This window comes from Parvibaculum sp. MBR-TMA-1.3b-4.2 (assembly GCF_053628815.1).
The window spans coordinates 2232613-2246375 of record NZ_JBRJHC010000001.1 but is presented as its reverse complement, the minus strand read 5'-3'; the positions used below and the strand labels follow the sequence as shown (position 1 = coordinate 2246375).

Annotated in this window: 13 protein-coding genes; 5 read left to right on the top strand and 8 right to left on the bottom strand. The window is 61.7% G+C overall.

What is annotated here, in order from left to right; all coding sequences use genetic code 11:
• Window positions 1-145 precede the first annotated feature (145 nt).
• The 5 genes from ACSSVQ_RS10765 to ACSSVQ_RS10745 form a co-directional block, all read right to left on the bottom strand.
• The gene (locus ACSSVQ_RS10765; RefSeq protein WP_454184686.1) at window positions 146-1030 is read right to left on the bottom strand and encodes a ParA family protein; all 885 of its coding nucleotides are present in this window, start codon (window positions 1028-1030) and stop codon (window positions 146-148) included.
• A gap of 109 nt (window positions 1031-1139) precedes the next feature.
• Window positions 1140-1739, bottom strand: a complete 600-nt coding sequence (rsmG, locus tag ACSSVQ_RS10760) for a 16S rRNA (guanine(527)-N(7))-methyltransferase RsmG (RefSeq protein ID WP_454182969.1) — start codon at window positions 1737-1739, stop codon at window positions 1140-1142.
• An 87-nt stretch (window positions 1740-1826) separates the two neighbouring features.
• Window positions 1827-3692, bottom strand: a complete 1866-nt coding sequence (gene mnmG / locus ACSSVQ_RS10755; RefSeq protein ID WP_454182967.1) for a tRNA uridine-5-carboxymethylaminomethyl(34) synthesis enzyme MnmG — start codon at window positions 3690-3692, stop codon at window positions 1827-1829.
• 140 nt (window positions 3693-3832) lie between these two features.
• Window positions 3833-5152 carry a tRNA uridine-5-carboxymethylaminomethyl(34) synthesis GTPase MnmE gene (gene mnmE, locus ACSSVQ_RS10750; RefSeq protein ID WP_454182965.1) on the bottom strand — a complete coding sequence of 440 codons (1320 nt, stop codon included), beginning with the start codon at window positions 5150-5152 and terminating at the stop codon, window positions 3833-3835.
• Between the two features lie 29 nt (window positions 5153-5181).
• Entirely contained in the window at window positions 5182-5475 is a 294-nt protein-coding gene (locus ACSSVQ_RS10745) for a DUF6489 family protein (RefSeq protein WP_454182963.1), read from the bottom strand.
• A gap of 84 nt (window positions 5476-5559) precedes the next feature.
• Between ACSSVQ_RS10745 and ACSSVQ_RS10740 the strand changes: the two genes are divergently transcribed.
• From ACSSVQ_RS10740 to ACSSVQ_RS10720, 5 genes are all read left to right on the top strand, one after another.
• A complete protein-coding gene (locus ACSSVQ_RS10740; RefSeq protein WP_454182961.1) occupies window positions 5560-7605 on the top strand; it encodes a thioredoxin domain-containing protein in 2046 nt (681 codons plus the stop codon).
• A 221-nt stretch (window positions 7606-7826) separates the two neighbouring features.
• A complete protein-coding gene (locus ACSSVQ_RS10735; RefSeq protein ID WP_293329329.1) occupies window positions 7827-8519 on the top strand; it encodes a dienelactone hydrolase family protein in 693 nt (230 codons plus the stop codon).
• A 20-nt stretch (window positions 8520-8539) separates the two neighbouring features.
• Window positions 8540-9166: a LysE family translocator gene (locus tag ACSSVQ_RS10730; protein WP_293329328.1), complete on the top strand. Its 627-nt coding sequence runs from the start codon at window positions 8540-8542 to the stop codon at window positions 9164-9166.
• Window positions 9167-9213: 47 nt separating this feature from the next.
• The gene (locus tag ACSSVQ_RS10725) at window positions 9214-10191 is read left to right on the top strand and encodes a quinone oxidoreductase family protein (protein ID WP_454182958.1); all 978 of its coding nucleotides are present in this window, start codon (window positions 9214-9216) and stop codon (window positions 10189-10191) included.
• Window positions 10188-10604, top strand: coding sequence for a GFA family protein (locus tag ACSSVQ_RS10720; RefSeq protein WP_454182956.1), 417 nt, complete (start codon window positions 10188-10190; stop codon window positions 10602-10604). Before ACSSVQ_RS10725 ends, ACSSVQ_RS10720 begins: the two co-directional genes overlap by 4 nt.
• A 66-nt stretch (window positions 10605-10670) precedes the next feature.
• On the opposite strand, the gene ACSSVQ_RS10715 is transcribed toward ACSSVQ_RS10720, so the two are convergent.
• The 3 genes from ACSSVQ_RS10715 to hemJ form a co-directional block, all read right to left on the bottom strand.
• Entirely contained in the window at window positions 10671-11321 is a 651-nt protein-coding gene (locus ACSSVQ_RS10715) for a PAS domain-containing protein (protein WP_454182955.1), read from the bottom strand.
• Window positions 11322-11480: 159 nt separating this feature from the next.
• On the bottom strand, window positions 11481-12752 hold the full coding sequence (rho, locus tag ACSSVQ_RS10710; protein ID WP_167094744.1) for a transcription termination factor Rho: 1272 nt from the start codon (window positions 12750-12752) through the stop codon (window positions 11481-11483).
• Between the two features lie 497 nt (window positions 12753-13249).
• A complete protein-coding gene (hemJ, locus tag ACSSVQ_RS10705) occupies window positions 13250-13696 on the bottom strand; it encodes a protoporphyrinogen oxidase HemJ (RefSeq protein ID WP_454182954.1) in 447 nt (148 codons plus the stop codon).
• Window positions 13697-13763: the final 67 nt, after the last annotated feature.

The window sequence follows — 13763 nt, the reverse complement described above, 5'->3', positions numbered from 1 at the left end:
CCTGATTATGGTCCGAAAACATGCATCACTACCCGGTATGACCGGATTCAGAAGTCAGATCAGAGACTTGTAGTGTTTTGTTAAGAGTCTTCAGATCCAACATTAAAAATCTTCACGGACCTATTGTCCGCACGCGGAGATTCGACTAAGCCGCCGCATTTTTCCGCAAAATCCGCTCGCGCTGGATCATCTCCGCGGCAAGCTTCATATAGGCCTTGCTGCCCGCGCAGCGATGGTCGTAAACCAGCGCCGGCTTGCCATAGGAGGGCGCTTCGGAAATACGCACATTACGCGGGATCACCGTGCGATAGACCTTCTCGCCGAGATAGCTGCGCACATCCGCCTGTACCTGCTCCGACAGCTTGTTGCGCTGATCGAACATGGTCAGGATAACACCCTGGATTTCCAGCCGGGGATTAAGGCTGGTCTTCACCCGCTCCACCGTGCGCAGCAACTGGCTCAGACCCTCCAGCGCGAAGAACTCGCACTGTAGCGGAACGAGCACCGCATCGGCCGCAACCATCGCGTTGATGGTGAGCAGATTCAGCGAGGGCGGACAATCCACCAATATATAAGAGTAGGGACGCGAGGTGCTTTTCATCTCCGCCTCACTGCCTTCGCGCACCTTTCCGTGGCGAGGCATACGCAGCAAGGCATCGCGCAACCGGTGCGAGCGGCGCTGTACGGTTGCCAGTTCGAGTTCGGCGCCCAGCAGATCCATGGTCGAAGGAATGATATCGAGACCGGGCACCTTGGTCGGCACGATGGAATCTTCCGCCAGCGCCGAGCCGATCAGCAGCTCATAGGAAGACACCTTGCGCTCGCCACGCCCAATGCCGAGCCCAGTGCTTGCATTGCCTTGCGGATCGAGATCGACCACCAGCACCCTTTCGCCGACGGCGGCCAGCGCGGTGCCGAGATTGATGGCGGTCGTGGTCTTGCCCACGCCGCCCTTCTGGTTGGCGATCACCAGCACCCGCGGACGATCCGTGGACGGAACAACCTTCCCGTCAGACCCGGTATGGCTCATCAGCGTCGGCGCATCTTCACGGGCCACCGGCTTATCGCGGTCATCCGGGCTGTCGGACGAAATATTGTGGGTGGAGCTGTCCGCAGACGGAACATCTTCCATCCGATCTTCATCGATCTGCACCATGGAGGCCTCTTAGCTGCAGCACCGAGCCGCTGGGGTCCGACAGGCTGGGTATGACGGTTTCTTCAAATATCCAACCTTTACGCGCCGAGGTCAATTCGTCTTCGAGCCCCTGCCCCTTCAAAAACAGTCCAATTGTCTCCGGGCCGAACAGCGGGTGCGCCCACTCTATAATACGGTCCATCGCAGCCAGCGCCCTGGCGGAGACCACATCAGGCTGCAGATCGGTAGGCTGCAGATCGGTCTCCCGGGCGAAGTTTTCGATCCTGGCGGTGTGGACCTCTGCCGGCGCGCCCGTCTCCCGGATGACCTCCCGCATAAAGATGCCTTTGCGCTGGTCGCTCTCGACGAGATGCATCCTGAAGCCAGGTCGATCCCGCAGCAGGATGGCCACCACAAGTCCCGGAAACCCGCCCCCACTGCCTAGATCGATCCAGCACCGCGCATTGTCCGGCGCCAGATCGGCTAGCTGGGCGGAATCCAGCATATGCCGTTGCCAGAGCTGGTCGAGAGTGGATTTGGCGACCAGATTGATGGAGCGCTGCCACTTGATCAACAAGGACTCGTATTGCGCGAGCCGCTCCATTGTTTCACGTGAAACATGCGTCGCAGCCGAAAAGGATTCCGCATCAACGACTTGCACTAGATTTTGGGGCATACCCGATCATACCCCTCAAGCGCTGCGCGACTGTGTGTTTTGTTTCACGTGAATCATTACGCTGGTCAGCGCTGCGGGCGTCATCCCATCGATGCGAGCCGCCTGTCCCAATGTCGCTGGACGTGCAGAGGACAGTTTGGATTTCGCCTCGTTCGACAGGCCATGAACGGCGCCGTAATCGAGGTCGAGCGGGAGGGTCATCCCCTCGTCCTTCCGGAAAGCGCGAATATCGGCCTCCTGCCGCTCCAAATAACCCGCATATTGTGCCTCGATCTCGATTTGCTCCGATATATGGGAATCGAGTGAGCCAAGCTCAGGCCACACGCTCGAGAGCCGCGTCATATCGATATCCGGATAGGCGAGCAGATCGACCACGTCGCGCACCACGCCATCCTGATTGATCTTGAAGCCCCGCTTGTTCAGCTCGTTCGGCGACAAGCGCAGCGAGCGACACAACAAGCCCGCCTCTTCCAGCGCCAGGGCCTTTTCCTGATACCGGGCTGCCCGGACATCGCTGACCACGCCTGCGCCGATCCCGACCGGCGTCAGGCGCTGGTCGGCATTGTCGGCGCGCAATGTCAGACGATACTCAGCGCGCGAGGTAAACATCCGATAGGGCTCGGATACGCCGCGAGTGATGAGGTCGTCCACCAATACGCCCATATAGGCCTGCGCCCGGTCGAGAATGAGGGGATCTTCGCCCTCCTCGGCCAGTGCCGCATTGAGCCCGGCGATCACGCCCTGCGCGGCCGCCTCTTCATAGCCTGTCGTCCCGTTGATCTGACCCGCCAGATAGAGCCCGGGGAGCTTTTTCGTTTCCAGCGTCGCCTGCAGCTCGCGCGGATCAATATAGTCATATTCGATGGCATAGCCCGCCCGCCGCATCACGGCATTCTCTAGCCCCGGAATGGTCTTCAGAAAGGCGAGCTGAACATCCTCCGGCAGCGCGGTGGAAATACCATTGGGGTAAACCGTGTCGTCATCGAGTCCTTCCGGCTCCAGGAAGATCTGGTGGCTGTCGCGTTCGCGGAAACGCACCACCTTGTCCTCGATCGAAGGACAATAGCGCGGCCCCACTCCTTCGATCTGCCCGGAATAGACCGGAGACTGGTGGAGGTTCTCCTCGATGATCCTGTGTCCGGCTTCGGTCGTTCGCGTGATCCCGCATTCGATCTGCCGCGTCGTGATCTTGTCTGTCAGGAAGGAGAAGGCGACCGGCGGCTCATCTCCCGGCTGCATCTCGACCGCGTTCCAGTCAATCGTGCCGCCATCCAGGCGCGGCGGGGTCCCGGTCTTGAGGCGGCCCAGCCGGAATCCCAGCCCGTAAAGCCGTTCCGAGAGGCCCAGCGCCGGCGCCTCCCCCACCCGTCCAGCCGGAATGCGCTTCTCGCCCAGATGGATCATGCCCCGGAGAAAGGTCCCTGTGGTCAGGACCACCCGTCCGGCACCGAATGTCCGTCCGTCCTCGGTTTTCACGCCCGAAACGCGGTCATGGGTCACGATAAGATCATCGACTCCGCCTTCGATCACCTCGAGGTTCGGATGGTTCAGGATCTCGGCCTGCATCGCATTCCGATAGAGCTTCCGGTCGGCCTGGGCACGTGGACCCCGCACCGCCGGACCCTTTCGTCGGTTCAGCAGCCGGAACTGGATGCCCGCCGCATCCGCGACACGCCCCATCAGCCCGTCCAGCGCATCGATCTCCCGGACCAGATGCCCCTTCCCCAACCCGCCAATGGCAGGGTTGCAGGACATCTCGCCAATCGTCGAAACCTTATGGGTGACAAGCGCGGTCCGGGCGCCGGCGCGCGCCGCGGCCGAGGCCGCCTCGCAACCGGCATGGCCGCCGCCAATCACGATGACGTCGAAATGCTGGGACATGGGCTTTCAGACAGAAATTATGGGCGGAACAGCCGCCGATCATTGCCCGAGAAATAGACTCAAGATTGTCCGCAGGTCAATGGATGAGGCGCAGCTATTAGAAATCGCGGACTCTGTTTCACGTGAAACATCTAGTCCCGTCACTTCCCGATGCAGAAATCCCGGAAAACGATATCCAGCAGATCCTCGACATCGACACGGCCCGTAATCCGCCCGAGAGCGCGGGCCGCGAGCCGGAGATCCTCGGCAACCAGTTCGGTCTCCCGACCGCCTCGAAGACCGTCCTCCACCCGATCTAGGCCCGCAAGACACGCCTGAAGACCTTCTCTGTGTCGAGATCTGGTGATGATAGGGTGAGCTTTGAGCGAGACAGCGCTTGAAACCCGGCTAGACAGAGCTTGCTCCAGCAGATCGAGCCCCTCGCCCGTCGTCGCGGAGACGAAAAGCGCATCGGCCTCCTCCGGGGCACCGAGATCGATCTTGTTGACGAGCCGGATATCCCCCTCCCGGGCATTGGCGAAATCCCCGGTCAAGCCCCCCGCTCCATCGCAGGCCTCGACCACGATCCGAAGATCGGCGGCCTCGGCCCGGGCCAAGGCACGACGGACCCCCTCGGCTTCGATATCCCCGGATGCCTCCCTGAGCCCGGCGGTATCGGCAAGCGTCACGGGGACCCCACCAAGATCGAGACGGACTTCGACCACATCCCGGGTTGTCCCCGCCTCGGCGGAAACGATCGCTGCCTCGCGCCGGGCGAGCCGATTGAGGAGACTCGATTTCCCCGCATTCGGCGGACCGACAATGGCGACCTCCACGCCCTCACGGAGCCGCTCGCCCCGATGCCCGTCCTTCAAATGAATCGCAATATCGGAGCGCAGCGTCTCCAGCTCCGGCCCCAGCGTTCTCAGCAGGTCGCCCGGCACTTCCTCGTCGGGAAAATCGATCTCGGCTTCCGCATAGGCCAGGAGGCGCATGAGCCGTCCCCGCCAATCTTCATAGAGACGGCCCAGCGCGCCTTCCATCTGGTAGAGCGCCTGCCGCCGCTGGGCCTCGGTCTCGGCATCGATGAGATCGGCGAGGCCTTCGACTTCGGTGAGATCGAGTTTGCCGTGCTCGAATGCCCGCCGGGTAAACTCCCCGGGCTCTGCCGCACGCAAGCCCCCGAGCCCCGACAGCGCGTCGACCGCCGCCGCAACCACGGCGCGCCCACCATGCAGGTGCAGCTCAACGACATCCTCGCCGGTAAAACTTGCGGGCGCTCGGAAATAGAGAACCAGCGCGCGGTCGATTGCTACGCCGCTCGCCGGATCGCGCAAGCGGCGCAGCTCAGCCATGCGGGGCTCGCCCGGCCCCCTGCCCGTCAGCGCTTCGAGCGCATGAGCGGCCTCCGGCCCGGACAGGCGAATGACAGCAACGCCGGCCCGTCCGGCCGCGCTCGAAAGAGCATAGATCGTGTCCAAGAAATCCGTTCTCCGTCAGAAGGGGAAAGTCACTCGCCCTTCTGGTCCTTGTCTTTCGTCGTCTTGTCTTTTGCCGTCTTGCCGCCCGGCCCCATCGCATTGCGGGCCATGCCCCAGAGCAATTCCTGGAACTGCTCCATGGACTGCGCGCCCATCGGCATGATGCCTTTCATGATCTGCTCGGGATCGACATAGGTCATATTGCTGGCGAGCTGCTTTTCGAGTTGCGCGAGCAGCCTCTCCTGCATGGGTTGCAGATCCGGCAACCCCATCAGAGTCCTCGCCTCTTCGGGCGTCATATCGAGGTCGATCTTTACTTTCATGACTCTTCCATCCATCGACGCGGGCGCACATAACCCCTAAATCGGGGGTAGCAATTTAAACGAGTGAACATTCCGGAAGCCCCTATGTCACGCAATTTTCTCGCCGACGAGACGAGCCCCTATCTCCTGCAGCACAAGGACAATCCCGTTCACTGGCGCCCCTGGGGAGAGGACGCGCTGGCCGTGGCGCGCGAGGAGGGAAAACCGATCCTGCTCTCGGTCGGCTATGCCGCCTGCCACTGGTGCCATGTCATGGCGCATGAAAGTTTCGAGGACGAGGATGTCGCCGCGGTGATGAACCGCCTCTTCGTGCCCATCAAGGTCGACCGCGAAGAACGGCCCGACATCGACACCATCTATATGAGCGCACTGCACATGCTGGGCGAACAGGGTGGCTGGCCGCTCACCATGTTCCTGACGCCGGATGGCGAACCCTTCTGGGGCGGCACCTATTTTCCCAAGGAGCCCAAATATGGCCGCCCCGGCTTCATTCAGGTCATGGAAGAAGTCGCGCGCCTCTTTCGCGAGGAGCCCGCCAAGATCGAACAGAACCGCGCCGCGCTGGCAAAATCGCTTGCCGCCCAATCGGCCGATTCAAGACCCGGTGAACCCACCGCGCAGGTCCCCGACTTTGTGGCCGGCAAATTCGTCGAGCTGATGGACCCTGAAAATGGCGGCCTCAAGGGCGCGCCGAAATTTCCCCAGACCGGAATCTTCTCCCTCCTCTGGCGGGCGCATCTGCGCGGCACCCCTGCCCCGGACGGCCATTCCTTCGAAGCGGCCACGACACGCGTGCTCGACCATATGGCCGAGGGCGGCATCTACGATCATCTGGGGGGCGGCTTCGCACGCTATGCGGTGGATGAACGCTGGCTCGTCCCGCATTTCGAAAAGATGCTCTACGACAATGCCCAGCTCATCGAGCTTTATACGAGCGTCTGGCAGGAAACGGGCAAGCCTCTTTACGCCCGCCGCGTGCACGAAACAGTTGAATGGCTCAAGCGCGAAATGCTTCTCCCCGAGGGAGGCATAGCCGCCTCGCTCGATGCCGACAGCGAGGGCGAGGAAGGCAAATTCTATGTCTGGAGCGAAGCCGAAATCGACGAGGTCCTCGGCGATGACGCTCCCCTCTTCAAACAGGTCTATGACGTCAGCGCCAGGGGCAATTGGGAAGGCACCAACATCCTGAACCGCCTTCACCATGCCGATACCGCTTTCACGGAAGACGAAGAGTCCGTCCTCGCCCCCTTGAAGCAAAAGCTCCTCGCCCGCCGCGCCTCCCGCATCCGCCCCGGCTTCGACGACAAGGTTTTGGCGGACTGGAACGGTCTGATGATGGCAGCGCTGGCCCGCGCAGGCCTCGCCTTCGACGAGGCGGAATGGGTCGAACTGGCCGCGGGCGCGTTCCGCTTCGTCGCGGAAAACATGGTCCGGGACGGGCGGCTCCACCACGCCTGGCGCGAAGGCAAGCTGCAGCATCTCGCCATGGCCGCCGATCTCGCCTTCATGGCCGATGCCGCCTTGGCGCTTCACGAGGCGACATTCGAGCCCCGCTATCTCGACGCCGCGCAATCATTCATTGGACAACTGGATTCCCATTATGCGGATGCCACGAATGGCGGCTACTTCTTCACCGCCGATGATGCCCCCGGCTTGATTATCCGTACACGAACTGTCTATGACGACGCCATCCCCTCCGCCAATGGCGTGTTGCCGGGCATCCTCACCCGGCTGTCCTTTCTCACCGGCGACGACAGCTATCTGGCCAAAGCCGACAGCGTCATCCGGGCTTTCGCGGGCGAACTCCAACGCAACATCTTTCCGCTGGGGAGTTACATAGAAAGTTTCGAGACCCGCCTCCGCCCGATCCAGATCGTGCTGGCAGGCGATACAGGAGAGGTCGAACCGCTTCGCCGCGCCATCTATGCGCTTGCCCTGCCCAACCGCATCGTCACGCATTTGCCGGAAAATGCGAGCCTGCCGCAGAGTCATCCGGCCTTTGGGAAGGGAATGGTCGACGACAAACCCACGGCCTATGTCTGTGTCGGCGAAACCTGCTCGCTCCCCGTCGCCACACCGGATGAACTCATCGAAGCGTTGCGCGACGCTCGGCGACAGGTCAGCAATTAGCAGAATGTGTCATCCCGGCTTTATGCCGGATCCAGGAGCGTCAGACACAGCCATCTCGCCCCTGGACCCCGGGACAAGCCCGGGGTGACAGCCGAGAATGCATATAGACCTGAAGTCACAATGTTCTCTCCCCTTCACCCTCGATTCTGATCGCCTGCGCGGCTAGAGTCCGGCCAGCACACCCCATCCACCTTCCCCAAGCATTCCAAGGAGATCAGCAAGTGAGCGGCGAAACCATCGAGATCAAGACAGATGACGGCTCATTCAGCGGCTATCTCGCCAAACCCGCCTCCGGCACCGGCCCGGGCATCGTCGTCCTTCAGGAAATTTTCGGCGTCAATCAGGTGATGCGCGATATCTGCGACGGACTTGCCTCCGAAGGCTATGTCGCCCTCTCGCCCGATCTCTTCTGGCGCATCGAGCCGGGCGTCGACATCACCGACAAGACCGACGCCGAATGGCAGAAGGCCTTCGACCTGATGGGCAAGTTCGATCCCGACAAGGGCACAAAAGACGTTCAGGCAACCATCGACACGCTGCGCCCCATGACCAGCGGCAAGGTCGGCGCGGTCGGTTACTGCCTGGGCGGCCTGCTCGCCTATCTCACCGCCTGCCACACGACGAGCGACGCCTCGGTCGGCTATTACGGCGTCAACATCGCCAACCGCCTGGACGACGCGAAGGGCATCAAGGCCCCGCTCATGCTGCATGTCGCGGGCAAGGACGAGTTCGTGCCGCCGGAAGCGCAGGAAGCGATGGTGGAAGGCTTGCGCGACAATGCTCTGGTGACCATCCACCGCTACCCGGAAAACGACCACGCCTTCGCGCGTGTGGGCGGTGCGCATTACGACAAGAAGAACGCCGACGAGGCGAACAGCCGGACGCTCGACTTCTTCCGCCGTCATCTCGGCTGAACGGACAGGAACAGGCGGCGATGGTCCCGATCGATCTTTATCTCGGCTTCATCGCCGCCACGCTCATTCTCTGCATCATTCCCGGCCCGGTCGTGACATGGCTTGTCGCGACCGGTATTCGCTTCGGGCCTCGCGCATCCCTCACCGGGCTCGCGGGCACCACTTGCGCGCTCTCGCTTCACATGGTGCTGACCGTGCTGGGCCTCGCCCCGCTTCTCGCCGCGCTCGGTCCCTGGACGGAAGCACTGAAACTTGTCGGCGCGGCCTATCTCGTCTGGCTCGGCATCCAGAGCTGGCGCGCGCCCTATGAGCCGATGGATGAAAATTCGGGGCCGCCCTCACGACCGACGACCGACCTACTGCTGCGCCGCGGATTTCTCATCTCCGTCACCAACCCCAAGACGCTCGCCTTTTACGCCGCCTTCTTTCCGCAATTCGTGAGCCCATCGGAACCGGCTACCCCGCAGCTCATTATTCTGGCCGTGACATTCATCACCGTCAGCACCATCTCCGATGGAGCCTATGCTGTCGGCGCCGGCGCGCTCGCCCCCTGGCTGAAGTCGCACCGCGCCCAGACGATCCGCAACAAGGTGTCGGGCGCCGTGCTTGCGCTGGCAGGCCTCGGCCTCGCGCTCACCCGGCGCTAGACACATGACAACTGGATTCCCGAACCCGCAATAACAGGAACGATCCCATGAAAATCAAAGCCATCCGCATCGAAAAACAGGGCGGCCCGGATGTGATGAAGCTCGAAGAGATCGACCTCCCCGCCCCCGGCGCGGGCCAAATCACCGTCCGGCACAGCGCCATCGGCCTCAACTATATCGACACCTACCACCGCTCGGGCCTTTACCCGCTGAAGCTTCCCTCCGGCATCGGGCTCGAAGCGGCCGGCACGGTCGAGGCGGTCGGCGAAGGTGTCGAGAATATTCAGACCGGCGACCGTGTCGCCTATGGCATGGGGCCCGTCGGCGCCTATGCGGAAGCCGCCAACGTACCCGCCATGACGGTGGTGAAGCTCACCGACGACATTGCCGACGAAACCGGCGCCGCCATGATGCTGAAGGGCATCACAGCGCATTACCTGCTCCACTCCACCTATCCGGTGAAACGAGGCGACACGATCCTGTTCCATGCCGCAGCGGGCGGCGTCGGCCTCATTGTCGGCCAATGGGCGAAACATCTGGGCGCCACCGTCATCGGCACGGTCGGCTCCGAAGCGAAAGCCGAACTTGCCCGCGCCCATGGCTATGACCACGTGATCAACTACTCGGAAGAAAATGTCGTCGAGCGCGTCAAGGAAATCACCGGCGGCAAGATGCTGCCCGTCGTCTATGACGGCGTCGGCAAGGATACGTTCGAAATCTCGCTCGACTGCCTCGCCCCGCGCGGCCTGCTCGCCTCCTTCGGCAATGCGTCCGGCCCGGTGGAGAATTTCGACCTCGGCCTGTTGAACGCCAAGGGCTCGCTCTTCGTCACCCGGCCTTCCATGATGCACTACCTGCTCTCGCCCGAAGAAATCGCCTGGCGCATGGACGACCTTGTGGACGTGGTGTCGAAAGGCATTGTGAAGATCGAGGTGAACCAGAAATACGGTCTCGCCGATGCCGTGCAGGCGCATAAGGATCTGGAAAGCCGCAAGACGACCGGGTCGACGGTGCTGATCCCGTGATCGAGGGAAGCTGCCTTTGCGGCGCGGTCCGGTTTCGGACAAAGCGCATAAGCGGCATTGTCGAATGTCACTGCGCCATGTGCCGCAAGGCGGCGGGCGGCCATGCAGGCTTCTTCTTCACGGCCTTTCGCGACGAGGTGGAATGGACGGGCGAGGAACACCTCACCCGCTACCGCAGTTCTCCACAACTCGAACGAAGCTTCTGCTCGCATTGCGGAACCGCGATGACGGGCGCCAATCTCGTCGAAACGGACGACACGATCATCCTCGCGGCGAATGCGCTTGAGGCGGATGCCCCAGGCCGGATCATCGCACAGGAATATTATGCATACCGATGCGCATGGACGGATGGCGGCGATAAAGCGCCCCTTTTCGACGGATCCTATCCCGGCTGGGAAGAGCTCAGGCCCTGACGCAGAGCATGAACCGGATGGCAGCATGTATGATGCCTGGCGCGGATGCCGCCCCTTGTTTCCGTCTCAGCACTCCATGCCGAGCAGCGGATCGGGCACGCCATGCCCCGTATCAATGAAAACCGCACGTTTCAGCTCCGGCTCCAGGTCCATTCGGAGCTTCTTCGTCCAGATATCTTCCTGGACCTCGACGGGAACGATGGTGCCGATAAGGCGCGGATTTCCGTCTGCGGCCGGTGCGATGGGCAGGGTCACCAGCTCGCAGATATTCGTGCTGCCGTCGAAGCCGCGCATCTCGCGCTGCATGATGACGCCGCAGGGCATTTCATGGAGGGCTTTGAGCCTGGCAATGTCGAGTTGGCGGGTCGGATAATCGCCCAGGCCGAAAAGATCGACCCCGGTGAGATCGAACCCCGTCGCCTCGGCGAGCGCCGATCCATAGATGCGGAAGATGAGCTGTTCGGGCCCGGTCCAGCTCATATAGCGGATATAGGGAAGGATCTGGCGCAAGGCCCTGGGACTGACGGCATTGGCGGCGGGAATGGGGTCGGTGCCGCGCGCTTCCTGCCACCAGGCCAGAAACTGGTGCCCGGCTCCGGTAAGCTGTACCCCGGCATAGATTTCAGGTGTCGAAGAGCTGTCGCCCTGAATATCGACGGTCGCGCCAGCCAGATATTCGCGGCTGAGAACGCGCGTAATCCAGGCTGGGGATGTCATGCCACCCCCGTCCGTTTCCCCGGTTCTCCACTTACCCGTCATGCCTGCCCGTGCCCTCCAGTGCCGACACAGACATCTTAGGACGGGAAGTCGTTCCAAACCGTTAACCGGCCGGCTTCAACGGGCATGCAGAGCCACGGCAACCACCGCTTTGCGGCTTCAGGTATTCATCGAGTCGAAGAACTCGTCATTGCTCTTGGTCTGCTTGAGCTTGTCGAGCAGGAACTCGATGGCATCCACAGTCCCCATCGGATTGAGGATACGGCGCAGCACATACATCTTCTGGAGCTGGGCCTTTTCGACCAGCAGCTCTTCCTTGCGGGTGCCGGATTTGAGGATGTCGATCGCCGGGAAGACGCGCTTGTCGGCAATCTTGCGGTCCAGGATGATTTCGGAGTTACCCGTGCCCTTGAACTCTTCGAAGATCACTTCGTCCATGCGGCTGCCGGTATCGATAAGCGCCGTCGCAATGATGGTCAGCGACCCACCCTCTTCGATGTTGCGCGCCGCGCCGAAGAAGCGTTTGGGGCGCTGCAGCGCATTGGCGTCCACACCGCCGGTCAGCACCTTGCCGGAGCTCGGCACCACCGTGTTGTAGGCGCGGCCGAGACGGGTGATCGAGTCGAGCAGGATGACCACGTCGCGGCCATGCTCGACCAGGCGCTTGGCCTTTTCGATCACCATTTCCGCGACCTGCACATGGCGCTGCGCCGGCTCGTCGAAGGTGGAGGAGATGACCTCGCCCTTCACCGAGCGCTGCATGTCGGTCACTTCTTCCGGCCGCTCGTCGATCAGCAGCACGATCAGATAGCTTTCGGGATGATTGGTCGTGATCGAATGCGCGATGTTCTGCAGCAGAACCGTCTTACCGGTCCGCGGCGGCGCGACGATCAGGCCACGCTGACCCTTGCCGAGCGGCGCCACGATGTCGATCACGCGCGAGGAACGATCCTTCAGCGTCGGATCCTCGACTTCCATTTCGAGGCGGCTGTCGGGATAGAGCGGCGTTAGATTGTCGAAATGAACCTTGTGGCGCGCCTTGTCCGGGCTTTCGAAATTGATCGAATTGACCTTGAGCAGCGCAAAATAGCGCTCGCCTTCCTTGGGGCTGCGGATATCGCCTTCCACCGTATCGCCGGTGCGGAGCGAGAACCGGCGGATCTGCGATGGCGACACATAGATGTCGTCCGGACCCGGCAGGTAGTTCGCTTCAGGCGAGCGCAGGAAGCCGAAACCGTCCGGCAGCACTTCCACCACGCCTTCGCCGATAATATCCACATTGCGTTCGGCATACTGTTTCAGGATCGCGAACATCATGTCCTGCGTCCTGAGCGTCGAGGCGTTCTCGACCTCGAGCTCCTCGGCAAGCGAGAGCAGTTCCGTCGGGGATTTGGCTTTGAGGTCTTGCAGCTTGATCTGCGTCTCGGACATTTTCGGCGTCTCTTTTTTCCGCATCCGGCCCGTCAGGGGTCTCGGACATAGCGTCTATGGTGTCGGAATGGCCTTGCCTCTTTTCGAGGAACGGCCGGGCTGGGAAATGAGGTTTTCTGCCTTTACGCCGGGCGCTCGATACGCGCGAGCGGGGCTTTTTCGGCGGTGATCTGGAAAGTGAGGCCTTCCGGAACTGAAACCTTTATGGGCGGGTGTTTGAAATCGGTCGATTGTCGGGAAATCGCCCTTAATCCGGGCGTCGGTGCCTTTCCCGCCACCATATCGCGTGAAATCCGGCGGGATTCAGCGATTACGTGCTCTTGGAACCACCTAGCAGACCGGTCTGACTACCCGGTGGCCTGGAAAGGACGATAAGGAAGGATTCCGGTCTCCCGGCTTTCTACGCAACATATAACCGCAGAAGCCCGCATATTCAATCGGTTTCACGCTGCGACCGTTCAGGCCGGGTGAGACCGGTCGTCGCGCCCGGGACAGGCCTAGAACGGCTTCACCACCACCAGAATGACGATGAAGACCACCAGAACCGGCGGACCTTCATTGACGATCCGGAAGAAACGGCTCGTATAGGGCCGCTCGTCGCGCTCGAACTGTTTGCGCCAGCGCGCAAACATACCGTGCAAGGCCGTCATCAGGACGACCAGCGTCAGCTTGACGTGCATCCAGGGCTGGCTCAGCCAGTCCGGCACGGCAATGAGCATCAGGATGCCGAACAGAAACGTCGAAATCATCGCCGGATTGATGATCCCGCGCAGCAGACGGCGCTCCATCACCTTGAAGGTCTCCGACTTGTCCGACCCGATCTCACTTTCGCGGTGATAGACGAACAGACGCGGCAGATAGGCCATGCCTGCCATCCAGAAAATCACCGAAATCACATGCAGGGCGCGCAGCCAGTCATAGCCATCGATAAGAAAATTCTGCACGGGAAAAATCCTTGGGCGGGATCAGGTCGCAAAGTCAACGGGCCGCACCCTATCCCCGGTCCCGAGG

Bases quoted from the DNA above. Each gene is read 5' to 3' on its own strand.
- ACSSVQ_RS10765 (WP_454184686.1), bottom strand. From the start codon at position 1,030: ATGAGCCATACCGGGTCTGACGGGAAGGTTGTTCCGTCCACGGATCGT.
- rsmG (WP_454182969.1), bottom strand. From the start codon at position 1,739: ATGGAGCGGCTCGCGCAATACGAGTCCTTGTTGATCAAGTGGCAGCGC.
- mnmG (WP_454182967.1), bottom strand. From the start codon at position 3,692: ATGTCCCAGCATTTCGACGTCATCGTGATTGGCGGCGGCCATGCCGGT.
- ACSSVQ_RS10745 (WP_454182963.1), bottom strand. From the start codon at position 5,475: ATGAAAGTAAAGATCGACCTCGATATGACGCCCGAAGAGGCGAGGACT.
- ACSSVQ_RS10740 (WP_454182961.1), top strand. From the start codon at position 5,560: ATGTCACGCAATTTTCTCGCCGACGAGACGAGCCCCTATCTCCTGCAG.
- ACSSVQ_RS10730 (WP_293329328.1), top strand. From the start codon at position 8,540: ATGGTCCCGATCGATCTTTATCTCGGCTTCATCGCCGCCACGCTCATT.
- ACSSVQ_RS10725 (WP_454182958.1), top strand. From the start codon at position 9,214: ATGAAAATCAAAGCCATCCGCATCGAAAAACAGGGCGGCCCGGATGTG.
- ACSSVQ_RS10715 (WP_454182955.1), bottom strand. From the start codon at position 11,321: ATGACATCCCCAGCCTGGATTACGCGCGTTCTCAGCCGCGAATATCTG.
- rho (WP_167094744.1), bottom strand. From the start codon at position 12,752: ATGTCCGAGACGCAGATCAAGCTGCAAGACCTCAAAGCCAAATCCCCG.